The following is a 25,544-nucleotide window of genomic DNA, read 5'->3' as shown; positions in this document are numbered from 1 at the left end:
GGCCGGTGCGGCCGGCGGCAACTCCCGGTCCTGGGGCGCTGCGGGCATGGTTTCACCCCCGGCCTAGTATGGCTCCCGGGAGGCCGCTACCTGCCGCCCCGGCCGGCCGGCACCGGCACCGCAGCCGCCCTCCGAGGCCACCGCAAGCCGTCCCCGCCGGAGGCCGGTCACCCGACGGGCACGGCATCCCCCGTGGCCAGGAAGTAAAGGTAAGCCTCCTTGACGGGACGGCCCGTGATCTCCGCCAGCGCCCGCCGGTAGAAGCGCACCTGACCGGCATAGAAGGCCGCCAGCTGTTCGATGGACCGTTGCCGTGGCTCGTCGGTCTTGAAGTCCAGCAGGAGCAGGCCGTCCTCCTCGTCGACAAAGCAGTCCACAATGCCCTGGACCACCACCAGGTCGCCCGCAGGGACCGGCCTCCCGGAAATCCTGCCGGCCTCCTCTGCACCCGCCTCCTGCACACCGGCCTCCTGCGCGGCCGCCTCCAGTGCCGGCACCAGATCCGGGTACATCTCCACCGCCGGCACGCCCAGGGTGAACATCCACTCGCGGTAGACACGGTCCGGACGGTGTAGAAGGCGCCGGCCCAGCGGGCCGGCAAAGAACCGCGCCAGGGCCGCGACGTCGACGGCAGCGGCTTCCGCCGGCGCCAGCAGCCGGCGGGCGACCAGTCTCTCGATTTGCCGTTCGATGGACCGCCGGTCCAGCGGGCCGGCCAGGTTGAGGTGCTGCAGGACCCGGTGGGTGGCGGTGCCCCGGGCGGCCCCCGTCACCGCGGCAGCCGTCGCCGGTTCGTCCGGCCGGGCGGGCTCCGCCCCCGGGGGCGTTCCATTCCAATGGAGGCGGGGCTGGCGCAGGCCCCGCCGCAGGTCGGCAGGGAGCGGATATGCCTGCCACTCCGGATCGTCCTGCCCCTTCAGCTCGCTGACCGAGCGCTTGGCGAACCGGTTGGCCAGAGGCGCGTATGGATACCGCCAGCGCAACCGCCGGCGCAGGGCCTCGACCGCTGGGCCGTCGACGGCGCCGGCGGGCAGGGGCTGCCCGCGGACCAGCGGTTCCAGCCAGCTGGGGGCCGGGAGGCCACCGGTCCCCTGCCCGGTACCCGGTGGCGCCGGCGCCACCGGTTCGTCCCGGTGCCCGTCCGCCGGTCTCTCCGCGTGAGTCGACTCCGGATCCTGGGGGCCGGGAACCGCCGAGGGGCCCGCCGCTGCACCGGGCGTCGCCGGCGGACGCAGCCAGACGGTCCAGCGCCAGCGCGAGGTCCACCCCTCCCTGGCCAGCCCCTCGCTACCCGCAGCCGGCTCGAGCGGGCTGGGGGCCATGGCCAGCTGTCGCAGCGGCGCGGCATCGGGGTGCGGGATCAGGGCCGGACCCAGCCAGTCCAGGTAGCGGGTGGCTCCTGCGACCGCCTCCGCCGGCAGGGGCCGGTCGCCACCGGCCAGTGCACCGCCCGCAGCGGCCCACCACCGGGCGGCCGACGCGGGCAGGTCCTGGGCGGACCCCACCAGGATGAGCCGCTCCCGGGCCCGGGTCAGGGCGACATAGAGGATGCGGAGTTCTTCCGCCAGGGTATCCAGCCGCTGCTGGGTCCGCACCGCCTCATAGGCCAGGCTGGGGTAGCGGATGCGCAGGTCTGGGTCGGCCACTTTCAGGCCGAGCCCCAGGTCCCGGTGGATCAGGGCGTGGCCGCGGTCGAACTGGAATTCGACCCCCAGGTCCGCCACGACGACTACCGGGAACTCCAGCCCCTTGCTCTGGTGGATGGTCATGACGCGGACCACGTCGTCGTTTTCGCCCAGGGCCGGTGCGGTACCCAGGTCGTCCCCCCGTTCCCGCAGCCGGTCGATGAACCGCAGGAAGCGGAAGAGGCCCTGCCGCGCAAACTGGTCGAACTGGCGAGCCCGATCCCGCAGCGCCTCCAGGTTGGCCCGCCGCTGCTCCCCTGCGGGCAGGCCCGACACGTAGGCCAGGATGCCCGTCTCGTCGTACAGCTGCTGGATGACCCGGGAGAGCGGGTATCGCCGGGCAGCCGACCGCCATCGGGAAAGGTCGGCCAGGAACCGCCGCAGGCGGGCGGCCAGCGGGTCCTGAGCCGCTTCCCCATCCCCGCCCGCCCCCCGGCCCGTGGTGCTTGTACCGGCGTCGACCCCAGCGGCACTGCGGCCGTGGGCTGCACGGGCGGCGTCCTGCGACTGGGAGAGGCCCTCCAGGTCCTGCCCCGCCGCGCCCACCGGAGCCTCGGCTTCGGGATCCCATCCGGCCACCCGGCAAGCTGCTTCATAAAAGGACAGGCCGGGTCCAGCCAGGCGGATGCGGGCCAGATCACGGGCGTCAAGTCCCACCACCGGCGAGCGGAGAACGGCCGCCAGGGCAATGTCCTGCCGCGGGTTGTCCAGCACCTGCAGCAGGGCCAGCATGACTTCGACCTCGGGAGCCACCAGGTAACCCGTGCGTGAGCGGGAATAGACGGGTACACCCTCCCGGTCCAGCACCTCGACGAAAGTCGAGGCCCGCAGGCGGGCACTGCGCAACAGGACCACCACGTCCCGATACCGGACCGGGCGATAGGCATTCTGATCGGGATCCCAGATGACCAGCGGCGGCTGCCGGCCGGTGCCTTCGACCAGCTCCCGAATCCGCCACGCCACCAGCCGGGCTTCCTGTTCCAGGGCCGTCAGGTCCGCCGCTTCCTCGCCGCTCAGGCCGTCATCCTCGTCCCCGGCCGGCGGCTCGGCCGGGGTTTCCTCCGGTTCGGCCTTGCGGGTCCCGGCGCCGCCGGTCCTGGCGCCGGCGGTGCCGGCCGGCAGGGACCCGGCAGGGTCGAAACCGGCCCCTCCCTCGAGGCGGTCCGGCCAGTCCTCATCCAGGGCCTCGGGCTTCCGCTCGAGAAGGTAGACCTCAACGGGCGCCTCCCCGCCGGAGGCCCCCGGAGGCAGGTCCGGGTACGGGGCACCGGGGTTGAGCCGGGCTTCCTCGTCGTAGGCCAGGCCGCCCAGATCCGGCACCATGATGCGGCGGAAGAGGTCGTTGACCGCCGCCAGGACCGCCGGCCGGCTGCGGAAATTGGCGTTGAGGTCGATGCGCCAGCCACGGCCCGCGGCCGCTTCCGGGTCCCCGGCGCCAGGCGGTTCCACCCCGGCCGTCCCATGGGCGGTTTCCGGACCGCGAGCCGGGGCAGCCCCGGCTCCGCTGGCACCGCCTCCGGCGGCATCGCCCGGCCCCGGCGCCGGCGGGTACGCCCGGTAGCGGGCCAGGAAGATGCCCGGCTCGGCCTGGCGAAATGCGTAAATGCTCTGCTTGACATCCCCCACCATGAAGAGGTTGAAGGGAACCTCCTCGCCATCACCGGCCACCAGCTGGAGGATGGCGTCCTGCAGCGGGTTGATGTCCTGGTACTCGTCCACCAGGACCTCCTGGAAGAACCGGCGCAGCTCCCGGGCCACGGGCGACGGGCGGAGGACGCCGGCGGGCGCCTCCGGATCCGCCAGGACCTGCAGGGCGTAGTGCTCCATGTCGGCGAAGTCCATGAGACCCTGGTCGCGCTTGGCGGCCTGCAGGGACCGGGCAAAATCCCGGCACAGGTCCACCAGGGTCTGGACGTAGGGCTGGAGCCGCGCCAGGTCGGCGGCCACCTCCGCCGGAGCCCGGCTCCACATTCCCTGGGCCAGATCCCGGACCTGGTCCTTGACCTGGTTGCGTCCCTTCTGGATGCGAGCATGCATCGGATCCTGGGATTGGGGGTTGCGGGGCAAGCGCGGCCAGTCCCCGGCCGCCTGGGCCACCAGCCGGCCGGCAGCCTCCCAGCCGACCCCCTCCAGCTCCCGCGCCAGGGCCTCCAGGCGCCGGGCATCGTCCTCCAGGGTTTCGGCCCACACTTCCGGGCCGCCGGGCTGCCGGCACTGGGCGGCCAGGCCGGCCAGGCGGCGGGCATGGCGCTGGAAGGCCCTAACCAGCCCCTGCCGGGCCACGGCAAACCAGGTGCTCTGCTCCAGGGCTGCGGCGCTGTCCCGGTACATCCGGGCCAGCCCGTCCAGCCACGCCTCAGGCCACGGCCGGGCATAGGCACTATCGTACAGGTCGAGGACCAGCTTCCGCAGGGACTCGTCACCGCGGTCGCCGCCGTACGCCTCGACCAGCGCCAGGAAATCCGGAGCGGCCTGGGCGTACCGCCGCTCGAACACCTCGTCGAGGACCGCGAAGCGCAGCAGCTGGGCCTCGTGCTCGCCGGCCACCCGGGTTGCGGGGTCCAGACCCAGGCGGTAGAAGTACTGCCGCGTGATCCGGAGGCAGAAGGAGTGGACGGTGGAGATGCTGGCGCGCCCCAGCAGGGCCAGTTGCCGCCTCAGCCGGGCGTCGTCGGGATGTTCGGCCAGGGCTTGCTCGAGCCGGTTCCGGATCCGCTCCTTCATCTCCGCGGCGGCCGCCTCGGTGAAAGTCACCACCAGCAACCGGTCGATCTCCACCGGGTCGGCGGGGTCAAGCAACCGGCGGGTGATGCGCTCAACCAGGACGGACGTCTTGCCGGAGCCCGCCGCCGCGCTGACCAGGAGGTTCCGTCCCCGCAGGGAGATGGCTTGCAGCTGGGCATCCGTCCAGCGGCGGCGGGAAGCCGCCTGACCGGTGGCCGCAGTCATCCACCTTCCCCTCCTTCCCGGCCGTCCCGTTCCGTCCGGCCGGCCCCCTCGAGGCGCTCCCAGACGTCCCGGGCGCTCAGGGGCCGGATGGACCGGTAGTGGTTTCCTGGGACCCGCGGATCGAACTGGCACACGGCCCGGAAGCGGCAGGTGCTGCAGGGCGATTCGTCCCGGAGACGGTAGGGAGCCACATCCGCCCGCCCCGCCAGCATCGCGCCGGCCATGGCCCGCACGCGGCCTTCCACGTGCCGGAAGAGGGCCTCGAGCCGCTCTGGGCCCAGCACCCGGGAGCGCGCCTCGGGGCGCCCGTCCTTGCGGAACCGGACCGGCACCAGGGTATCGAGTTGATCGCGGGGCCCCAGGGCATCGAAGACCTCGTCGTCGTCTAGCACCCACCCCTGGGGCCGCAACTGCTTGACGGCCCGGAGCCGGGCGATCTCTCCGGCGTCGAGGGGGCCCTTGACGTCCAGGTACGGGTCATGGACGGGGAAGAAGAGCAGCCCCGCCGGCTCGGGGTCGGAAGCCGGCGCACCGGCGGAGGAGCGGGGCACGCCCGGCATGTTGCTCAGCAGGCGCCGCCCGGCCCGGGTGGCCACCAGCAGGTACAGGGGCAGCTGCAGGGAGAGGCCGTAGTAGACCCGGTCCAGGGGCAGGTCGCGGGAACTGCTCTTGTAATCGATGACGCGGAGGAACCAGCGCCCCGACGGGCTGCAGGCCGCGTCGATCCGGTCGATCCGGCCCCGCAGCGCCAGGTGCTCGCCGGGTCCTACCCTCCACGGGGCGGCCGGCAGCACGGGACTCTCGGGCCCGAAATCCACCTCCACGGCCACCGGCCGGAAGCTACCCTGGCGAGCATGGTGGGCCAGGCGCGAGGCCGTCTTGACCAGAATCCGCCGGGCGGTGGCCAGCAGGTGCTTCTGGTAGGCGGTGCTGGTGGCCAGCTCTTCCGACAGACGGGGCCGGAGGGCTTCCACCGCCTCTCCCACCAGCTGTTCCAGCGCCGCCTCATCCAGGTCAGCCCAGTCCAGACCCCGTTCCCACACCCGCCGCGCCAGCAGGCTCAGGGCGGCGTGGTAGATCCGGCCCAGTTGCGGCGCGTCCAGGCGGCTGACCTCCCGCTCCTTCAGCCCCAGGCCGTGGGCGGCAAAGTGCTGAAAGGGACAGGCGGCCAGCCGCTCCAGGCGGCTGACGCTGGTCCGGACCTCCCATTCCGGGCCCCGGGGCCGCGCATAGAGCTGGCGGGCCAGATCCTGGCCCAGCGGTTCCACCTGGTTGGAATGGACCAGGGACTGGAGGGCCTGCAAGGCCCGCGGGCGGGCCTCCGGGTCGGTCACCGCCCACTGGTAGAGGATTCGCCACCCCGCTGCGGCCGGCTCGCCGGCTGCGGGCGAAACCGCCTGGCGTCCCAGCATCCGCACCAGCTGGTCAACGGCCTGGGAGGCCGTGGCGACGCCCTCGGGACCCTCCACCACCGCCGGCGTCACCGCGAGGGCGGGGAACAACACCCGCAGGCGGCGGGTCAGCCAGGCCGGCGTGATGGCCCGCCCCTCCTCGTCACCCAGGGGATAGCTGACCCAGAGCCGGTCCCTTGCCCGCGTCAGGGCGACGTAGGCGTGGTACTGCTCGTGCAGGGCCCGGATCCGGCCGGGGGGATTGAGCTCCAGGCCGGCCTGGGCCAGCTCCTCCCTCTCCCCGTCGGTGAAGATGGCGTCGTCGTCGATCCGCCGCGGGAAGGCGTCGTCCGTGGCGCCCAGCAAGAAGGCAACCCGGGCACTGGGGTGGCGCGACCGTTCCACGCTGCCGGCCACCACCTGGTCCAGGCCGGGAGGGATCAAGCCCACCCGCAACCCCTCCATGCCGGCCTCCAGGACTCGCAGAAAGTCCGCCAGGGTCAGGGGGAGATCGGGCAGGCTGGTGGCCGCCTGCTCCAGAAGGTCGCCGACCCCGTTCCAGACCTGCAGGTGCTCCTGGGCGTCCTCCAGATCACCCGCTCGTTCCGCCTCCTCGCTCCAGCGCAGGATCTGGCCGGGCACGTCCAGGTCCAGCAGCAGGTGATGAAGAGCCTCCGCCAGGACCTTGACCGGCACGGGCTGGCGCCGGGCCGCGGCGACGCGATGGTGGAAGTTCCGCAAGGCAGCCGTGGCCTCTTCCCGGATCCTGTTGATCGCCTCGAGTTCCGCCTGCCAGGCCGGATCGTCCGCCTCCTCCTCTTCCAGGGTGAAGCGGCGCCGCCAGCGCCACGGCTGGACCCGGTACCAGAGCGAACCGCGAATCCCGAAGGCCAGGACGTAGTTCTCCAGGCGGTCCACCGCACCCCGGGCCACGGGAACCAGGTCCGTCTTGAGGTAGCGGAACACCGCCTCGTAGGGCCAGTCCGCGGCCACGACCTCCACCGCCGCCCGGACCAGTTCCACCAGGGGGTGATGGCCGACCGGCCGCCGGCGATCGATGAAAAGGGGAATGCCGTGCTCGGCGCAAGCCGAACTGATCAGGTCGTGGTAGGCGTCCAGGTCCCGGACGATGACCACCATGTCCCGGAACCGGTACCCCTCTTCCCGGGCCAGGCGCAGCATCTCCCGGGCCGCCGCCGCCACCTCGGACCGCCGGTCCGGCGCCGCCACCACCGTGATCCCATCCGGTGCACCGGTAAAACGGCGTCCCGGGAACCGAAACAGTTCCCGCTCCAGATGGGCCAGGGCCGGGTTGCGAAAGCGGGGCAGCCTCTGGCCCGCCCCCTCCGGCGGCAACGTCACGGCCGGCTCGACGGTCACCCGCTGGCGGCGCGCCAGTTCCAGAAGCTGGCGGGCCGTCTGCCAGGTGGGGTGGAACAGGGTCGCCGCATCGGGGCCATCGCTTCCATGCGGCGTCCCGCCCGCACCGGGTACCCCCGGCAGCTGCCCCCTGACCGCCCACGCTGCCTCTGCCGGGTCCAGGCAAAGGGTCACCTCGACCCGGTCCGCGACCGCCAGCAAGGCCCCCAGGACCCGCAGCTCACCCGGCGTGAAGCCCGTGAACCCGTCGACCCAAATCCGAGCCCCCCGCAACCAGGCGCAGTCGCCAAGTCGCCGGGCCACGCTATCCAAGGCATGGACGGGATCGGCCAGCCCCTTGTCCTCCAGGTAGGCCTGATACGCCTCCAACAGGAGCGCCAGGTCGTGCAACTTCACGGCCAGCAGGCCCTCCCGGCCCTCCGCCATCCAGGCCTCCCGTTGCCGGCGCAGCGCTTCGGCGTCGATCCCGAAGGCGGCCAGTTCGGCCAGGGTGGTGACCATGCGGTCGATGAAGCCCGGACGGTCGGCTACCCGGTGAAACAACTGCAGGCGGGGCGCCTCGCGGGAGAGAAGGGCCCGCAGGATCAAGCGCTTGCCCAGCTCGCTGACGGCCGGCCGTGTGATGCCGCCCGTCTCTTGCTGAACCCACCAGGCCAGGCGCTGAAAGCTGGCGACCCGCGCCCGTGCGAAGCCGGCGCGTCCTGTCCGGTGGCGCACCGCGGCCAGCAGGGCCTGCTCCATCTGAAAGGTGGCCTGTTCGGGCACCAGCAGGACAAGGGCGGGTCCGGAAACATGCCGGCCTTCGGCTGCGGCCACAGCTTCCAGGCAGTAATGGGTCTTCCCGGACCCCGCCCGGCCCAGGATCAGCCGCAGGCTCACAGGCCCGACCCTCCCCTACCTGTTGCGGTGTCGACCCCGCCGTCCCGTGCCATTGCCCCGCCGCGGACCTCGACGGCCTCGCCCCAGGTGGCCAGGATCTGGCGGTGGGAGAGAAGGATCACCTGGCGGTCCGCAGCGAGAACGTCCATGATCCCGCGGGCCTCACCGAGGCGCCCGTCGTCCCAGTGGACAAAGGGGTCGTCCAGGATGAAGGGGATGTTCACGTCGCCCGCCAGCAGATCGGCAACGGCCACCCTCAAGGACCAGTAGAGCTGGTCGCGGGTTCCCTGACTGAGCTGCTCGGGCACCACCGGTGTACCGTCCGGTTCCTGGACGGAGACCCGGAATCCCCCGTCGAGGACCACCCGGCGGCCCGGCCGGCCGGTCAGCCGGCTGAAGTAGCGGCTCGATGCATCCTCCAGCCGCTGGCGGTAGGCCCCGTGATACTCCTCCACCGCGGCCTCCAGGTGGCGATAGGCAAGCACGAGGGCGTCCAGCTCGTCCTGAAGGGCTTCCCGCTGCCGGCGCAGTTCCGCCAGCTCAAGTTCCGCCTGGGCGATGTTGATGGGCTCGTCCCGCAGGTAAGACTGCTCCCGGGAGGCCAGGTCGCGGTACGTGCCGTCCGCGGCTTCCAGCGCCGCCTCCAGCCTGGCTTCTTCGGCCGCCAGCCGGGCCAGGGCCTCCCTGGCCCGGTCCGGGTTAAGGTCCTTCAGCTCGAGGTCGGGATCCTGCCGCGCCAGCTCCTCGATGGCCTTCAGATCGAGGAGGGCGGCATCCCGCTCCTCGGCCGCCCGCACCCGGAGGGCCTCTTCATTGGGCACCTCCCAGGCGGAGAGAAGCCCTTCCAGCTCCTTTTCCCTCTCCCGCCGCCGGCTCCGGTGGCGCGTATACTCCAGCCACTCCTCCCGGGCCCGCCCGGGATCCCCGCCCGCAGGCTCCAGCAGAACGCGCCACTGCTGGCGCAGGCGGTTGACCTCCGCCTGGACCGTCTCCAGGTCCTGCTCCAGGCGCTCCGCCCTGCCGCCGGCCGCCAGCGCCTCCTGCTCGCCCTCGGACTCCAGGCGCTCCAGTTGCTCCACCACGGCGGGCGGCCAGGCTGGCACGGCCGCAGGATCGGGCCCTTCCCCGGCGTCCCAGCTGGCCTCGAGAACGGCCAGCCATTCGGCCATCCGCTCACTGATGCGGCGCCAGCGGGCAGCCTCCAGGGCCGGCTCCTCCCAGAACAGGGGGTCCCAGCCGGTGAGCCATTCAACGAGGGCCCGGGCGCTCTCGGGAGGAACCGGCTCCGCCCCGGACCCGGCCCCCGTACCAGGGCCGGACTCGGGCCCGGTTCCGGCCCCCTCCGCGGATCCGGCCGGGGCGCTTCCCGCCTGGACCGTGGTGACCGCCGGGCGACCGGGCGGGAGGGGCGCGGCGAGCCCGGCGGCCACCTGGCCGGCCGCCTCGCCGCCGCCGGGGGCGGCAACCATTGCCGCCAGCCGCCACCACGCTCCCGGCCTGCCTGAACCAGCCGGCCCGGTTCCAACGCCGTCCGGGCCACCCGGCCCCCCCTCCCGGCCCCACAACCGGCCGGCCAGGGTCCGGGCTTCGCCTTCCGCCTGGCGGCCCAGCCGGCTCACCGCCTCCCACCAGGCCAGCACCCGGGGTAGATCGTTCAGGGGGCGACCTGCCAGGAAGGGGGTCGCCCACCGGTGCATGGCATCCAGGCGGGCCCGAGCTTCTTCCAGCTGCCGGCTCGCCTCGCCTGGCTGGCGCATCGCCAGCTGGGCGCGGCGCCTGGCCAGCTCTTCGCGCCGGGCCTCCCATTCCCGGTAGCGCCGCTCCAACCTGGCCAGCTCTTCCGGCGGCAGGCCGGCCCAGACGCCCAGCCGGGTGCTGACCTCCTCGAGACGGCGGCGAAAAGCTTCCTCACCGGCCGGGTCGACCGGCGGCCGGCCACCCGCCACCAGCCGCCAGGCGAGAGCCCCGGCGGCCAGGGCCACCACCACGGCCAGGGCCGCTACGGCCCCACCCGGGAGGTTGCTGCTTGCACCGGCCACCGCCGCCAGCAATCCCGTCACGCCGGCCGCCAGAAGACCAACCCGACGTCCCAGGCCCCACCGCCGCCGCGCCTCCGCCTGCAGGTGCTCCGCCTCGGCCTGCCGGCGCTGCTCCTCCGCCTTCAGCTGGAGCATCTCCAGCGCTGCGGCGGCTACGCTGGCGTTCCACTCCCGCACGTCGGCGTAGGCATCGGCGACGGCCGCCTCATCGGCCTCCAGTGCGTCCAGCGCCTCTCGCCGCGCCCGCTCCTCCGCCTCCCACACCGCGATCTGGCGCTGCAGCTCCGCCTCCTGGCGGGGCAGGTCCCGTAGTCGCTCCAGCTCGCCCGCCGGGGCCTCGGCCAGGCGGGGTACCCGGCCGGCGAGCCGGACCGCCGCCTGGCCTACCTGGGTCAGGAAGTGATGGCGATGCCAGGCCGCCAGCAGCGAGCGAGCCGCCGCCTGGCGCTGGCGGGCCCTGACCTCCTGCTGCTGCTGCCGGAGGGCCGCCACCTGCCTTTCCATCTCCTGGAGGCGGTCTAGGCCCGAGAGGGGATTCCCGTCCCCGTCGCGGTCCAACGCATCCCAGCCGGGCCAACGGCGGGTCTCTTCCCGTTCCAGCAGGGCGATGTCAGCCTGCAACCGGCCGGCCTGCTGAGCCGCCTGTTCCATTTGCAAACGGCGTTCCAGGCGGTTGCGGTAACGGTCAACCCGCCGCTGCCACTCCCTCCAGGCCTCCTGGCGTTGCCGGCACCGGTTCAGCTCGTCCCGGAGCGCCTGGCGGCGCTGCTCCAGCTCCGCCAGCTGCCGCCGTACCTGTTCCAGGTCGTCGGCCGCCAGCCGGTCACGGCGAATGGCCTCCTCCAGCTGGCGGATCTGGGCATCGACCTGTTCGATGGCCCGGTCCTGCCGCTGGTTGTGGGTCGTGATGCCCAGGTCCCGGGTGGCTCGGGTCAGCCCCTTGATGCTTTCGAGCAGCCAGGTCAGAGCGGCCGACGGCGAGCGGGTCCCGGCGCCGGCCAGCATCTCCTGCACTTCCTGGGCCAGGCCGGGGCGCTGCCCCTGGCCTTCCGGTGCGGGCAGCGGCTGCTCCAGGCAGTAGACCTGAAGCAGCACGTGGCGGGACGCTACCCCCAAAAGCCGCCGCAGGGCCTGCTCGTACCCCTCGGCCGGCCGGCTGGCCGCCGGGTTGTGGGTGCCCGTCCATACCTCGACCGCCCCCCCGCCGCCGAGGTGCAGCAGGCGGACCCGGTGGCGCTCGAAATCCCGTACGACGCGGTACCGGTGGCCGTCGGCGGCCGTGAACTCCAGTTCGCCTTCGAAGCGGCTGGCTCCCGCCCAGTGCCGGTAGCGGGCCTGGCCGTACCGGGTGGGGTCGTTGGAGCCCGGAAGCCCGAAGAGCACCGCCACCAGGCCCGCCAGAAGGGTCGACTTCCCCGATTCGTTGGGCGCCACCCAGTGAGACAGGCCCTCCGGGAAGCGGAACTCCACCTCGTCGCGGAAGGGTCCAAAGCCGCGCAGCACCAGGCGGTGCCAGCGAACCGGATGCCCGTTGCCGGGGCCCGCCCCGGGCACCTCCGCAGCATCCGCGCGGTCCCGCCCTTGGCCACCGGAGCCGGTCTCACCAGGGGAGCCCGGCTCCAGGGGCCGGTGGCCTTCCGGACCGGCTCCGGCCGGCAGCTCAAAGGCCTTGCTCACCGTGCCTGTCCCTCCCGCATCAGCGCCTGTACCCCCAGGCGCAAGGCCCGCTCCACCACCCGGCGCCGCCGGGGTTCGGTTTCGCCCTCCAGCTGATCCAGCAACCGCCGCACGAACAGCCCGGTGATGGTCGGTTCCCGGGACCATTGCAACAGGTCGTCCCAGCTGACGGGCTCCGTGGCGTCGTGGATCTCCAGGTGGAAGAACCGGGTTGCGTGTTCGGCCTGCAGCGCGGGCCCGTCGACGGCGAAGGCCGGTGTGCCATGCAACTCGAGACGCAGGATCCGGTCGGGCGCGGCCAGGCTGGCCAGGTAGGAGCCCAGTTCGGCGGCGCTGCCGAAGGTGCCGGCGTCGATGCGGAGGGTCTCCACCGGCTGCACCGGGACCGGCTCCCGCCGGACGGCCACCACTCCCCGCCCCGGCTCCACCTCCACCAGGGTGAAGGCCCCTGTCCCGGGGTCGTCAAACCCTTTGCCCTCCACAGCCCCGGCATACACCGCGGGAGTCCGTCCCAGGCGTTCCTCCAGGGCCTGGTGGATGTGGCCGAGGGCCACGTAGTCGTACCCCGCCCGGGCCAGGGCCTCCCGGTCCAGGGGCAGGCTGCGGTCGCCGCCCCAGTGCCCCAGGGTGCCGTGGAACACGGCCACATGGAGGCCCGGTTCGTCCAGCCGGGGGAAAGCCGTCAAGGGACTTCCCGCCGGTGTGACCCCGCCCGTGTAGGCAAGACTGTAGATGTGGACGGGAAAGCCGGCTACGGCCAGGGTCGCCACGGGCTCCGGCAGGGGGTTCTGGACCAGCACGCCCGGCCAGGCGGCGGCAAAGCGCCGGTACACCGAGTCATGATAGGTGATCTCGTCGTGGTTGCCGGGCACGGTCACCACGGGGACCCCAGCGGCCTCCAGCCGGCGCAGCTGGCTGATGACCTCCTGAACCAGCGACTCCGGCGGCCGGTGGGTTTCGAACAGGTCCCCGGCGATAAGCACCAGGCCCACCTGATGGCTGGCCTCAAGGGCGTAATCCACCGCCCGGGCCAGCAGGCGATCCCGGCGGCGCCGGCGCTCGGCGGCCCGGTCCGGCGCCATGAAACGCGGTTCCCATCCCAGGTGGAGATCCGCCAGGTGCAGGATGCGAAACAAGGCTTGTCCCCCCAGCGGGCAAACACAGGTCTCAGGTTCCCACCGGCCGGTCCCCCACGCACACGAGGCCGGCCGGCGGTGTCGTGACCGCCGGCCCGTGATCATCTGGATATAGATTACAGAACGTGCGTTCCCTGGTCAAGTCCCTGCTTGATCAAGCCGTCGCCGGCAGGTCGCGGAACCGTAAGCCGGGGCACCCTCCGGCTGGGCGCGTCTGCCTCCGGACCCGGCGGCCCGGGCTCCCTGGTCCCCTGCTTCTCCTGCCGGCAGGGACCAGGCCGGCACCCTGGCCGGCTGGGAAGAGCCGTGGGGACAGCCCCTTGGACACCAGCAACGCTGGCCGTCCAGACCGCCAACCCAGCCGCCTCCGGCCCGTGGGCCCCACCCACTCCAGCCAGCTGATTCCCGCAGCCCCACCCCGCTCCATCCGGCTAGATCCAGCGGCCCCGCTGCCGGGTCCACTGCAGGTAGCGCAGCCCCACGGTCACCATGGCCGCCATCGCGGCCAGCACCCTCCACCCTGGCAACCGGCCGGCCAGCATGAACACCAGGCCCAGGGGAAAGCCCACGATGCCGACCCACGGCGTCCGCCGGCGCCACAAGGCCACCACGCAGCCGGCCAGCAGGGCAGGGATCAGGGCGCCGGGTGCCAGGTACACGGTGGCGCCGATGGCACTGGCCAGGCCCCGGCCCCCCGGCCGCAGGCACCGCTGCAGCGGCCAGTTGTGGCCGGCCACCGGAGCCGCCGCCGCAGCCACCAGCCACCACCCCTCCCCGGCCAGGTGGTCGACCAGCGCTACGGGCAGCAACCCCTTGGCGAAATCGAAGGCGAATACCGCCAGCCCCGCTGCCGGACCGGCCTGGCGCCAGGTGCCGGCGGTGCCGGGTTCGTCCCCCAGTTCCCGGGGCGAGGCGCCCCGGCGCCACCGCACCAGATACTCCGCGGGCAGCACCCCACCCAGGAGATACCCCAGCAGGGGGACGACCCAGATCCACGCCGGCGCGGCCGATTCGGCCGGCCAGGCCATGGCAAATCCCCGGCCCATGCCTCTCCCCTTCCCCCTCCGCCACCAGCCGCCTCGCCTGCCGTTCCGAGAATCCCTCCGCCGGTGGCAGGCCCCTGTACCTCAACGTTCCGCTGGGCCCGGTGCGGCCGGCCCCGTGGTCCGCAAGTCGAACGGCCCGCCGGCGCCCGGCCCCCCGTCACCGGCACCCCCGGATCCCCTGCCGGCCTCACCACCGCCCCCCGGGACCGGGCCCTCTCCAGCACCCCCCGTTCCGGACCCGGCCGCGGGCCCCCCGGGGGCCGGCAAGGCGCCCGCCAGCTTCCGCACCCGCACGGCGGCGATGCGCAGGCCTTCGCGGCGTTCCACCGACAGGTACCAGCCCCGGTGCTCGAATCCCTCCCCGGGCTCGGGCAGCCGGCCCAGGTTGTACAGGACGAACCCGGCCACCGTCTCGTAGTGGGGGCTGGCCGGGATGTCCAGGTCCAGGCGCTCGTTGGCGTCTTCGATGGACGTGTCCCCTTCCAGCACCCATTCGCTGGCCGTCACCTGCCGGCCGCCCGGCAACCCGCCGGCCATCTCGCCCACGATCTCGTCCAGCAGGTCGTCCAGGGTGACGAGCCCCGCCACCCCGCCGTACTCGTCGACCACCACGGCCAGCCGAAACCGGTCCCGCTTCATCTCCTTGAGCAGGTCCAGGGCCGGTTTGGTCTCGGGGACGAAGCGGACCGGTTGCAGCAAGCCTTCCACGGTGTCAGGGCCATCCCCTTCCACCATGGCCCGCAGGAGGTCGTGGGTGCTCACCTGACCGACGATGTCGTCGGGCCCTTCCCCCGTCACCGGGTAATGCTCGAACCCCGCCCTCAGGGCCCGTTCCACCGCCTGGGAGAGGGACAGGTGCCGCGGCAGCGTGTGCATCTCGGGCCGGGGCACCATGACCTGGCGGACGATGCGGTCGCCGAAGTCGAACACGCCTTCGATCAGCTGCTTCTCCTCCGACCGCAGGTCCTGGTGCTCGGCCACGTAGAAGCGGATCTCCTCCTCCGTCAGCCCCCGCTCCTGCACGTCGGCACGGCCCCCCAGGGCCCGCACCACCAGGTTCGTCGAACGGGCCAGCAGCGCCGTGAAGGGCGCCGCCAGCCGGGCAAGCATGGCGATGGGCCGGGCCACCCTCAGGGCCAGGCCCTCCGGGTTCTGCAACGCCAGCCGCTTGGGCGCCAGCTCACCCAGCACCAGGGTGACGTAGGAGATCACCACGGTGACCAGGGTGACGGCCACGGAAGTGGCAACCCCCGGCGCCAGGCCCAGGGTCCGCAGCCAGGCGGCCACAGGCTGGGCCAGGGTGACGGCCGCCGAGGCGCTGGCCAGGAACCCGGCCAGGGTGATACCGACCTGGATGGTGGCCAGGAACCGGCTGGGGTCGGCCATCAGGCGCTGGGCGACCCGGGCGCCCCGGTGCCCCTCCTCCGCCAGCTGGTGGATGCGCGCATCCCGGGCGGCGATCACCGCGATCTCGCTGGCGGCGAAGAACGCGTTGACCAGCACCAGGATGGCGATCCACAGCAGTTCCGGCAGGATCTCCGCCAAGGGCGTCTGCCTCCTTCTTCCTGCGGGGCGGTCGGGACGCCCACCTGCCTGGGACCGTGAGGGGGGCCGATGTTCCCCGGCCACCAAGGTCCCACGGCGAACCGCCCGCTGGGGAAAAGTCATTCTACTGCGAATATATCCGGCCGGCCGGTGTCCCAGGTAAGGGGCCCAGGTAGGGGCGGGGCCCCGGGCAAGGGCGGTGCCTCAGGCCAGGGGGGCCCAGCTACGGAAGGTACCCCAGGCCAGGGCGGGGTCCCAGCTATGGAAGGTACCCAGGCAAGGGCGGGGCGGGCGGCGTCGACGCCGCCCGCCCCGGTGGCTTCCGACGTGGCTCGCAACGGGCCGGGCCGCACGCTCCGGCGGAACCGCCCGCCGAACCGCCGGCCAAACAGCACCGCCGGCCGAACAGCCGGTCGACCGCCGGCCGAACCGGCATTCGAACCCGCTGGCCCGGCCCGCCTGCCGGCCCCTGGGGCTGGCCTCAGGATGCCTCAGGATCCGGGCCGGATCTCCGCTACCGACCCGCCCTGGACCACCACTTCCACCCGCTGGCCCAGCAGGTCCGCCAGGTCGATGCCCAGGAAGAGCCCGTTGCCTCCTTGCAGAGCCAGGCGGCGCGGGTCGACGGGCAAGGTCACCACCCGGCCGTCATCCAGCCGCAAGCGCAGCTGGACCTTGCCCCCCGCCCGGCCGGCCGCCCGGCCCGAACCGCCGGCGCCGGCTTCGCCCTCCGCACCCGCACCGGCCCCGGCGGAGCCTTCCAGCGAAGCCAGCAGCGCTTCGAGCCCCGGGCTTTCCAGCAAGGTGCCCGCCAAGCGCAGGTTCGCCTTGCCGCCCAGCTCCGGCGGCAGGTCCACCGGCTCGGGGGAGCCACCGCCCGCTTCGGCAGCCTGGCCCCCGCCGTTGCCGCTGGCGTTCCCCGCCGTGGCGGCCGCCTGCCCGGCCGCCCGCCCGGCGACGTGCCCGCCCCCGGCACCAGCCGCCGCTCCCGGCACCTGCCCGGCCCGCCGGGTGCTCCCCTCCGCCCCGCCGGATCCCGGGGCCAGCACCGTTTCAACCCGCTGCCAGAGGGAGGTCAACCAGCCGCGTACGGCCTGCCACATCCAGGTCACCGCCCCGAAGGCACCCTGTCCGGGGGCACCCTGCCCGGTGGTCGCGGCCAGGCCACCCTCTGCCCGGAGCGCTCCGCCGCCAGAGGCTGGCGACTCGGGGCCGGCGCCTGTCGCCGTGACCTGGGCTTCCCCGCCCCCCTCCGCCGCGGCTTCCACTCCCTGGCTTGCGAAGACGGCAGCCGCTTCCGCCAGCACCTGGGCGCGGGTGACCACCTCCGCCTGGGTCCCCGCCGCCGTGCCGGTTCCCGGCGCAGCCCGCAGGGGCGTGGCCAGGAGGGTGCCGGCCAGCACCAGCGCCACCGTCAGCAGATGCCAGGATCCCTTTGCCTTCGGCCGGAAACGCATCCGCTGGAACCCACCTCCTGTCCGTCCCTCCCAGGTCTGAATCCCCCGCGGCCTTCGCAGCCCGCCGCCCGGCGCCGGCCCCCGCCTGCCGTCCCCTCCCCGGATCCGGCGAGGTCGGGGCCGGTGCCGGCGGCCTGGCCGGAGGATCCCGGCCGGCAGGCCCGCGCCCTCCAGGGCCGCGGGGCCGGTTCTTCCCCCACCCGTGACAGAGTTTCGATTCATTATCGGTTGTTTTGGGGATTGTCCACGGATTGTCGCCATGGATCACATCATTTCGCGAAATTTCGCGCCATATTGAGTGATTTGCCGTTCCCGGGCTGGGGGCGTATGCTACACCCAGGCAAGGCAAGCCCGACCCGGGAGGTGGACCGGTTGGCGACCTTCCAGTATCCCACCCACCCCAGGCCCTCGTGCCACGCGGTGGTCAGCGACGGCCGGCGGGTCGTCCTGGTCAGGCGGGGCGGCGAGCCCTTCCGCGGGTGGTGGGGGCTGCCCGGCGGTGCGGTGGAGCTGGGCGAGACGGTGGAGGAGGCCCTCCGCCGGGAGGTGCGGGAGGAAACGGGGCTCGAGGTCGAGGTGCAGGGACTGCTGACCTACAAGGACGCGGTCAACCGCGACGAGGTCCAGCGCATTCGCTTTCATTACGTCATCCTGTTCTTTGCAGCGCGTCCCGTCGGCGGCACCCTCCAGGCGGCCGACGACGCCGCGGAAGCCGCATGGGTACCGTGGGAGGAGATCGACCGCTTCCAGCTGGTCCCGGGCACCCACCAGGTGCTGGCGGCGTGGCGGGCCGCCCAGGAGGCGGGGTTCGCCCGGTAGAACGGGCCCTCGCCGCCGGCCGGTGCGGCCCGAGTGCCGCCACGCCCGGCCGTCACAGCCCGCGGCCGGCTTCCTTGAGAAGGGTGACCAGGGCGTCGTGAATCCGCCCGTTGGTGGCCACCACCGAGGGCTGCCAAACGTCGAAGGCACCGCCGTCGAGGCGGGTCACGCGGCCCCCCGCCTCCCGGACCACCAGGGTCCCCGCCGCCAGGTCCCACGGCCCCAGGCGGAGCTCCCAGAAGCCCGACAGCCGGCCGGCCCCCACGTAGCAAAGCGACAGGGCCGCCGAACCGATGGCTCGCACGTTCCGCGCCTCGGCCAGCACCGCCCGGAACAGGTCCAGGTTCACCCGCTTGCCCTCCACGGCGTCATACTGGAACCCCGTGGCCAGGAGGCTTCGGGCCAGCGCGTCCTCCGCCGACACCCGCAACGGCCTGCCATTGAGGGCGGCGCCATGCCGGCGCACGGCCACGTAGAGCTCGTCCTGGATGGGGTTGAACACGGCCCCGGCCAGCACCTCGTTGTGGTACATCACCGCCACCGAGGTGGCCACGATGGGAAGGCCGTGGATGAAGTTGGTGGTCCCGTCGATGGGGTCGATCAGCCATTCCCACTCCCGCTCCCCCGCGGCCTGGGCCACGGCCCCTTCCCGCGAGCCCGCCTGCCCTGAAAGCACCCGGCGGGAGATGTCCTCCTCGCCCACCACGGCGTGCCCCGGGAACTGGCGCTGGATGTAGCGGGCCAGCTCGGCCTCGATGGCCTCATCGGCCTCGGTGACCAGGTCATACCGGGAGGTCTTGGTGCGCACGCCCCGGGCTGCGCCGAAGTGGTGCCGCAACATCTCCCCGCCCCGCAGGGCCACGTCGACCACCGCGTTGCGCAACGACTCCGCATCCAGCATGCCGGACCCTCCTGTTCATCCGGACCCCGCGCTCAGCAAGAACCCGCGCCGCCCGGCGCGGTGACCGGCGGGCGCCCCGGCCGCCGGCGAGGCGCCGGCCCGGCGGGACACCGCTACCATTGTCGCAAACTCCCTTGCCCCCTGCCACGGTGCCGGCCCAAGCCCGTTCCCGCCGGGCCGGCGCCAGAACGGGGCCACCGGCCCCGTGGGGCTCTTGCTGGGGCCAATGCCCCGGCCGGTGGCGGCCCTGAAGGGTCCGGTACCGGCGCCCGGGGCCCGCCGGCAGGCCGCGGTCTGCAGGCCGGGGGCCCCGGGCCTCGTTCTCGCGGGCCCCGCCCCGCAGCCTCCGAACTGGCTAGCCGGCGGCCGCCTGCTGCCCCGCCTCTGCCGCCCGGCCGGCCGGCGCCCCCGGCCGCCGCAGGATGCCCAGGGCCAGCACCGCCGCGGCCAGCACCAGGAAGGTCGCCGCCAGCGGCCGGGTCACGAAGATGGCCGCCGAGCCGCCCGCCATGGTCAGGGACTGGCGGAAGGACTCCTCCAGCATGGGCTCCAGCACGTTGGCCAGCACCAGGGGCGCGATGGGGAAGTCCAGCTTGCGGAGCCCGTAACCCACCAGGCCGAAGACCATGGCGACCCCCACGTCGAAGAGGGAGTACCGCAGGCTGTAGGCCCCCAGGGCCGAGAGCACCAAGATGGCCGGCCCCAGCAGCGCAAAGGGGATCCGGGCCACCCGTACCCACAGGCCGATGAGGGGCAGGTTCAGCACCAGCAGGATGACGTTGCCCACGTACATGCTGGCGATGATGGTCCAGACCAGGTCGGGGTGCTCCTGAAAGAGCCCCGGCCCGGGGTCCAGGCCGTACATCATGAGCCCCCCGAGCAGCACCGCCGGCACGGGCCCGGACGGCAACCCCAGCGAGAACAGGGGGACGAACCCGCCGGTGGAGGTCGCGTTGTTGGCCGCCTCGGCCGCCGCCACGCCCTCGATGGCACCCCGCCCGAACCGCTCGGGGTGCCGGCTCAGCCGCCGCTCGGCATCGTAGGCCACGAAGGTGGTGACCGAGGGACTGCATCCCGGCAGCAGCCCGAGCAGGAAACCGATCGCGCTGGACCGGAGCATGGCCGGGGTCGCCGCCCTGAGGTCCTGCCGGGTGGGGAAAAGACGCCGGAGCCGCGTCGCGTACAGGTGGGTCACCCGTTCCTCCGCCGCCAGCAGGACCTCGCTGACGGCGAAGAGCCCGATGATCACCGCCACGAAGGGGAAGCCTGCCATGAGGGGCAGCCAGCCGAAGGTCCAGCGGGCCGCTCCCGTCACCGGGTCCAGGCCGACCATGGCCACCAGCAGGCCGAGGAGGGCCGCCGCGGTGCCCTTCAGCCCGTGCCCGCCCGAGAGGCTGGCCACCAGCGCCCCCGCCAGCACCGTGAGGGTGAAGTACTCCGGCGGCCCGAAGGCCAGCGCCACCTCCGCCAGCGCCGGGGCGAAAAAGGTCAGCCCCACCAGGCTCAGGGTCCCGGCGACGAAGGACGCCAGGGCCGCCATGCCCAGGGCCGGTCCCGCCCGGCCCTGCCGGGCCAGCTGGAACCCGTCCAGGGCCGTGGGGACCGACGAGGCCTCCCCAGGGATGTTGACCACGATGGCCGTGGTCGACCCGCCGTACATGGCGCCGTAGTAGATGGCCGCCATCATCACCAGGGCAGGCCCCGGCGGCAGCACCACCGTCAGCGGCAGCAACATGGCGATGGCCGAGGTCGGACCGATCCCCGGCAGCACCCCTACCAGGGTCCCCAAAAGGCAACCCACCAGCCCCCAGAGCAGGGTCTGGGGTTCCAGGGCCAGATCGAGCCCGCGCACCAGCCATTCGAAGGATGTCAACGGTCCAGCACCCCCATGGGCAGAGGCACCCCCAACCCCCGGACGAACCCGGCCCACAGGGCCACGGCCAGCAGCACACCCCAGAGGAGGGCCGCCAGCGGCCGCCGCTCGCCCAGATACCACGCCAGCCCGGAAACCAGCACGGCACTGGCCACCGGGAAGCCCAGCACCGGCAGCGCCACGGTGTAAGCGCCGAGGGCCCCGATGGTCACCAGCAGCCGCACCCTCCCCTCCCGGGCAGCCGCCGCGGGGGAAGCCCCCGCGGGCGAACCCGCCCCCACCGTGGACGAACCCCGGCCCGCCGCTTCCAGGCCGCCCGCCGCCGGATCCTTGGCTATGACATCCGCCCGAGCCCCGGCGGCCGCCTCCGCCGGCGCCCCGGCGCTGGTGCTCGCCGCGGCCCCGCTGGTCACCGCAGGGGTACCGGTGACCGCCGCCGGCACCCCCGCCGCCTGGGCGGGACCGCGAGCGCCTCCCGCCCCGGAACGGGCCCGGCCTTGAACCATGGCGGCCAGCACCAGCCCAAGGCCGGTGAGGACCAGCCCCAGGGCCACCAGCGACGGCAGCACGCCGGGCCCCATCACACCGGCCACCGGGTCCCGGGAGGGCGCGCCGGCCAGGGCTACCAGCCCCAGCAGGGCCAGGCCCGCCCCCGCCGCCGCATCCCGCTTCATCGCCCGTTCCCCCTTCCTGCAACCGCGCCGTGGCCGCCGCCGGACCCCCGGCCCCTGCCCCGGCCCGCCGGTCCTTCCCTGTCATCGCCCCGCCCCGCGGGCGGCCAGCAGCGGGCACGGGCCAGGGCACGGCCACCCTGCTGCCTGCCGGTGATCACCTTGTTCACTGCTCGAGGTCCTGCACCAGCGCCTTGTAGGTCGCGGTCACATGTTCGATGTACGCCTTGCTCTCGGCATGGCCCATGGCCAGGGGCACGAAACCCTGTTCCTCCATCTGGGCCCGGATGGCGGGGTCGCGGGCGATGGTCAAGAACGCCTTCTCCAGCTCGGCGATCACCTGGGGCGGCGTTCCCGCCGGCACCCCCACGCCCCGGTCGATGCGCTCCACCAGGTCGATGCCCTGCTCCTTGAAGGTGGGTGCACCGGGCAGCCCGGGAAACCGCTCGTCCGCCGCGATGCCCAGCACGCGGATGCGGTCGCGATACTTCACCAGGTCGTTGGAGTTGGCAAAGACCGCCGCCACGTGGCCGCCCAGAAAGGCCGTGATCTGGGGCGCCGCCCCGCTGAAGGGCACGTAGGTCAGGTCGATCCCGGCCAGCTTCTCCAGCCGCACCGTGGCCACGTGGTGGCCGGAGAAGGTGCCCGATCCCCCCACGGTGATGGCCCCCGGGTTCGCCTTGGCCGCGGCGATGAACTCGTCCAGGGTCCGGTACGGGCTCGAGGCCGGTACCGCCAAGCCCAGCGGGGTCGACTGGAAGAGGACCACGGGCTCGATCTGCTCGGTGCGGTAGCCCGTCTGCTGCTGCAGGGGCTGTAGGATGATGTGGGGCAGGTTGATCCCGGCCACCACCGACCCGTCGGGCCGGCTGCGGACCAGCTCGCTCCAGCACAGGGCGCCGCCGCCGCCCACCTTGTACTCGATGGCCACCTGGCGTCCCAGCAGCCGCTCCAGGTGAGGCTGCTGGCGCCGCGCCTCGATGTCCGACTGGCCGCCGGGATCGAAGCAGACCAGATAGGTCAGGGGCCCGCGGGCGCCGCCCGCTCCGGCACCGCCCGCGGCCTCACCGCCCGAGCCGGCGCCCCCGCCGCCCGGGGACGAACCGGCTGCGGCGGCTCCTCCACCCGGGGCCGCACCGCCCGTTCCGCCGGCAGCGCTGCAGCCCGCAAGGGCCAGCACCAGGACCAGCACCGCCAGCCCGGCCAGCCTCCGCCACCCCGCGGGCCGCCACCGGCGACGGTGCTCTCCTGCCGGAGGGAGCGCCGGTCCCAGGGACGACGGCCCGGCCCCCCAGGCGGGCGGCTGTGTCCGGATCCCGCTTCCCATGGTGCCTTCCTCCCCGCCCGGCGGGGCAGCTGTCCGGTGCCGTTCAAAGCCGGGGCCCGCAGGCCCCTGGCCCCTGGGCAACGGGCAGCCCCTAAGGGCCGTCGCGGACCGGCCGGCCCATCGGGTCACCGGCCCGGCTTGCCTGGGCGTTCATCCCGCCGGGCTAGGCGTACTCTATGCCCTCCGGCCGGGCGACGTGAGTGCAGGGGGGCGCGTGGTCCCGTACCGGACCATGCTCCAAGGGCGGCGGGAGGCCGGCGGGCCCGCCCGGCGGCCCCCGCAACCGCGGCTCCGGTCCGTCGGCCCCGCGAGGCACCGAACCATCGAGCGCCGGTCCGGCGGTGCCGCACCGGGCTTGAGGCAGGGTCGCCCAAGGACTCGCAGCCGGTAGCGTGCGGGCCCTTGCAGCGGGCGGGCCCTTCGGGGGGCCACCCTCATTTACGGCTGCGGGCGTAGAGCCTGGGCGTTCGTACCCGCGGCGCGGCCATGGTGGCCGGGGGATCGCTGGCGGGGAAGGTCCCTTCGACCACGTCGTCGTAGTCGAAGCGGAACTCCTCCATGCCCCGCACCAGTTCCGCCGCCACGCCACCCAGGTGGCTGTGCAGTCGCTGCCCGGCCAGCGGATGGAGCTCGCCTTCCTCCGCCTGCCGGTGGCGCTCGAAGGCGGCAGCCAGCTCGGCAACCAGCCGCTGCAGCCCGGGCGCCCCCGCCCTGGCGTCACCCGTTGTGCCGTCTGCCGCCGCCGCACCACCCGCTGCTACGCCCGCCATCGTGGCGTCACCTGCGGCGCCAGCATCCCCGCTGGGCTGGGTCCCTGCCCATGGCCCGTGAGCCTCCGCGGGCGCTGCCGGAGCCGGCGTGCCTTCGTCCCCGTGGCCACCGCCCGCCGCGTACCGGCCGCCCGTCCCGGCAGGAGCGGGAGTCGCCAGCCCGCCGGCTGCCATGGCCAGGCGGGCGGCGCCGGGATTGCCATCGGAGGACGGCGGCGATTCCCCTTCCAGCCCTTGCATCCTTTCCAGGGCGTTGCCCAGGCGCTGGGCCAGTTCGTCCAGGCGGCGGTGTTCCGCCACGCGAGATTGAAGGGTCCCGGCCAGGTCGTGGCCGCCGTGGAGGCGCAGGGCGGGATAGAACACCTCCTGTTCCAGCCGGCGGTGGGCGTCCAGCTCATCCAGCAAGCGGGTCGCCAGGCCAGGGTCGGGGGTCTCGCGGCCGCCGCGCAGGTCCCCGCGGCGGAGGTCGTCCAGCAGGGATGACAGCCGCCGGTGCTGATCGCGGAGGATCTCCAGGGCCCGCCGGCCGGCCCCGGCATCGGGGCCGGTGACGGATCCCGTCCCGGGGCCGGCGACGGTCTCTGCGTCCCCGCCGGGACCCGCGGGGATCCCCGTACCGGTTTGCAGGCGGTCCCTCCGGCCTCCGGCGACCTCGCCCATCCTGCCGGCAACCTCCTCCATCCTCTGGTCCACGGTCCTCGCCCCCTCTGCAATGGCCTGCGGCCCTAGTTTGCGCCACCCTGCCGGCGGCTCCCGCGGAGCGCTGGTCGTCGCGGCCGGCCGGCTCCCGGCCCGGCGCCCGGTCCGCAGCGGTCCCCAGGCGGCCCCCGTCCCCCACCGCCAGGCCTGCCGCCTGCCGACCCCGCAGCCGCCGCATCCTTCCCGCGCCCCGCGGCGCGGCGCCCGCAGCATCGTGGTCGCTGCCGCCGGCCCGCAGCCACCGCGGCGCCCTGCCCCGCTCCGCCCCGCGGGCGGCTAGGCACCGGCTGCTGACGGAATGCAACGAAAAGGTGAGCCGCGGCTGCAACCTGGGGCGTGTATCCGGCATGTATGAGCCGCCAGCATACAGGCCATACTGGAACGTGCCCGGGCACCAGAAGGAGGAAGCAGCTTGGTCGGCAAGATCAGGCCGCGTCGCGTCATCATGCCGTCCGATCTGGTGGGTCAGGCCGGACCCAGCAGGCCGCGATCGGGCCCCGTCATCCATTACCGCCTCGACGACCAGGCCCTGGCGCCGGCCGCACCGGGCGCCGGCCCGCCGGCGGACCCGCCCGCGGGGCCCCCGGCGGGCGGCAAGGAACCGGGCAGCCCACGCCCGGCCGGCCATGCCCAGGTGCAGGCGGGGACGGTGGGGACGGCGCAAGCCCGCCGTGCCCGCCGGGTCCGCCCGGCTGCTAGTCCAGGATTCCATGCTGCGGGAGGAGGAGGACGCATGCAGGAACCCATGCCCCACGCCGGTACACCCGCTTACGCCGCGCCCGGTGGCCACCCGGCGACGGCGGTGGCCGCCGGCGCTCTGCCCGGCGGCTCCCAGGGAGCCGGCTCGCCCGGCCCGGCCGGGGCCGCTCCCGGGCGGGTCGACTTCCACCGGCTGAGCCCGCAGGAGCAACGCCAGGCTCTGCTGGAACTGGTGCGGGACGGCCGCAACGACGAGGAAATCGGTGAGATGTTCGGCCTGAGCCAGTGGCAGGTGCGCAACCTGCGCTACCGCCTGGGGATCAAGAAGGACCGGGGTGGCAACGTTCACCTGGAACCCATCCGGATGCGGGGGGTGGAGTCCTCCGACCCGGTCGTCCCCTTCGAGGCCGGGGAAGGCCGGCCGCGGCTGGCCCTCACCCTGGAGGGCGAGTTCACGGGCACGACCCTGGCCAGTTACCTGGAGGGGATCACCAGCTTCGTGGGCGCAGCGGGCGAGCGGCCCTTCCGGGTGAGGTGCTTCGTCTGCGAGGCCGGCGAGGACCAGGACGACCACCGCTAGGATCCGCGGCCCGCGGCAACC

Annotated in this window: 14 protein-coding genes; 2 read left to right on the top strand and 12 right to left on the bottom strand. The window is 73.6% G+C overall.

What is annotated here, in order from left to right; translation table 11 throughout:
- Positions 1-167: 167 nt before the first annotated feature.
- From DYI95_RS03900 to DYI95_RS03870, 7 genes are all read right to left on the bottom strand, one after another.
- A complete protein-coding gene (locus DYI95_RS03900; protein ID WP_116900721.1) occupies positions 168-4,634 on the bottom strand; it encodes a UvrD-helicase domain-containing protein in 4,467 nt (1,488 codons plus the stop codon).
- On the bottom strand, positions 4,631-8,284 hold the full coding sequence (locus tag DYI95_RS12975) for a PD-(D/E)XK nuclease family protein (protein WP_116900722.1): 3,654 nt from the start codon (positions 8,282-8,284) through the stop codon (positions 4,631-4,633). Before DYI95_RS12975 ends, DYI95_RS03900 begins: the two co-directional genes overlap by 4 nt.
- Complete coding sequence (locus DYI95_RS12970; RefSeq protein ID WP_116900723.1) at positions 8,281-12,000, bottom strand: AAA family ATPase; 3,720 nt, start codon at positions 11,998-12,000, stop codon at positions 8,281-8,283. The genes DYI95_RS12975 and DYI95_RS12970 overlap by 4 nt, the downstream gene beginning before the upstream one ends.
- A complete protein-coding gene (locus DYI95_RS03885; protein WP_116900724.1) occupies positions 11,997-13,136 on the bottom strand; it encodes a DNA repair exonuclease in 1,140 nt (379 codons plus the stop codon). The genes DYI95_RS12970 and DYI95_RS03885 overlap by 4 nt, the downstream gene beginning before the upstream one ends.
- Before the next feature lie 431 nt (positions 13,137-13,567).
- On the bottom strand, positions 13,568-14,182 hold the full coding sequence (locus DYI95_RS03880; protein WP_116900725.1) for a glycerol-3-phosphate acyltransferase: 615 nt from the start codon (positions 14,180-14,182) through the stop codon (positions 13,568-13,570).
- An 81-nt stretch (positions 14,183-14,263) separates the two neighbouring features.
- Positions 14,264-15,727: a hemolysin family protein gene (locus DYI95_RS03875; protein WP_158556049.1), complete on the bottom strand. Its 1,464-nt coding sequence runs from the start codon at positions 15,725-15,727 to the stop codon at positions 14,264-14,266.
- Positions 15,728-16,218: 491 nt separating this feature from the next.
- The gene (locus DYI95_RS03870; RefSeq protein WP_116900727.1) at positions 16,219-17,184 is read right to left on the bottom strand and encodes a DUF4148 domain-containing protein; all 966 of its coding nucleotides are present in this window, start codon (positions 17,182-17,184) and stop codon (positions 16,219-16,221) included.
- 372 nt (positions 17,185-17,556) lie between these two features.
- On the opposite strand from DYI95_RS03870, the gene DYI95_RS03865 reads away from it, so the two are divergent.
- The gene (locus tag DYI95_RS03865; protein WP_116900728.1) at positions 17,557-18,003 is read left to right on the top strand and encodes an NUDIX hydrolase; all 447 of its coding nucleotides are present in this window, start codon (positions 17,557-17,559) and stop codon (positions 18,001-18,003) included.
- A gap of 52 nt (positions 18,004-18,055) precedes the next feature.
- On the opposite strand, the gene DYI95_RS03860 is transcribed toward DYI95_RS03865, so the two are convergent.
- The 5 genes from DYI95_RS03860 to DYI95_RS03840 form a co-directional block, all read right to left on the bottom strand.
- Complete coding sequence (locus tag DYI95_RS03860) at positions 18,056-18,904, bottom strand: inositol monophosphatase family protein (protein WP_116900729.1); 849 nt, start codon at positions 18,902-18,904, stop codon at positions 18,056-18,058.
- Positions 18,905-19,259: 355 nt separating this feature from the next.
- Complete coding sequence (locus DYI95_RS03855) at positions 19,260-20,777, bottom strand: tripartite tricarboxylate transporter permease (RefSeq protein ID WP_116900730.1); 1,518 nt, start codon at positions 20,775-20,777, stop codon at positions 19,260-19,262.
- Positions 20,774-21,451 (bottom strand): tripartite tricarboxylate transporter TctB family protein, encoded by a 678-nt coding sequence (locus tag DYI95_RS03850; RefSeq protein ID WP_116900731.1) that lies wholly within the window; start codon positions 21,449-21,451, stop codon positions 20,774-20,776. Before DYI95_RS03850 ends, DYI95_RS03855 begins: the two co-directional genes overlap by 4 nt.
- Positions 21,452-21,614: 163 nt before the next feature.
- Complete coding sequence (locus DYI95_RS03845) at positions 21,615-22,775, bottom strand: tripartite tricarboxylate transporter substrate binding protein (protein WP_116900732.1); 1,161 nt, start codon at positions 22,773-22,775, stop codon at positions 21,615-21,617.
- Between the two features lie 434 nt (positions 22,776-23,209).
- A complete protein-coding gene (locus DYI95_RS03840) occupies positions 23,210-24,238 on the bottom strand; it encodes a hemerythrin domain-containing protein (RefSeq protein ID WP_116900733.1) in 1,029 nt (342 codons plus the stop codon).
- A gap of 739 nt (positions 24,239-24,977) precedes the next feature.
- Here DYI95_RS03840 and DYI95_RS03835 point away from each other — a divergent pair.
- Complete coding sequence (locus DYI95_RS03835) at positions 24,978-25,523, top strand: sigma-70 family RNA polymerase sigma factor (RefSeq protein ID WP_116900734.1); 546 nt, start codon at positions 24,978-24,980, stop codon at positions 25,521-25,523.
- Positions 25,524-25,544 lie beyond the last annotated feature (21 nt).

The sequence above is a fragment of the Thermaerobacter sp. PB12/4term genome (assembly GCF_003403315.2).
Classification (GTDB): domain Bacteria; phylum Bacillota; class Sulfobacillia; order Thermaerobacterales; family Thermaerobacteraceae; genus Thermaerobacter.
The sequence above is the reverse complement of the archived record's forward strand: the minus strand, read 5'-3'. Positions and strand labels throughout refer to the sequence as shown.

What these genes read in the sequence shown, in the direction of transcription:
- DYI95_RS03860 (WP_116900729.1), bottom strand. Translation starts at nt 18,904, where the DNA reads ATGCTGGATGCGGAGTCGTTGCGCAACGCGGTGGTCGACGTGGCCCTG.
- DYI95_RS03850 (WP_116900731.1), bottom strand. Translation starts at nt 21,451, where the DNA reads ATGAAGCGGGATGCGGCGGCGGGGGCGGGCCTGGCCCTGCTGGGGCTG.
- DYI95_RS03870 (WP_116900727.1), bottom strand. Translation starts at nt 17,184, where the DNA reads ATGCGTTTCCGGCCGAAGGCAAAGGGATCCTGGCATCTGCTGACGGTG.
- DYI95_RS03845 (WP_116900732.1), bottom strand. Translation starts at nt 22,775, where the DNA reads ATGGGAAGCGGGATCCGGACACAGCCGCCCGCCTGGGGGGCCGGGCCG.
- DYI95_RS03900 (WP_116900721.1), bottom strand. Translation starts at nt 4,634, where the DNA reads ATGACTGCGGCCACCGGTCAGGCGGCTTCCCGCCGCCGCTGGACGGAT.
- DYI95_RS03835 (WP_116900734.1), top strand. Translation starts at nt 24,978, where the DNA reads ATGCAGGAACCCATGCCCCACGCCGGTACACCCGCTTACGCCGCGCCC.
- DYI95_RS03880 (WP_116900725.1), bottom strand. Translation starts at nt 14,182, where the DNA reads ATGGGCCGGGGATTTGCCATGGCCTGGCCGGCCGAATCGGCCGCGCCG.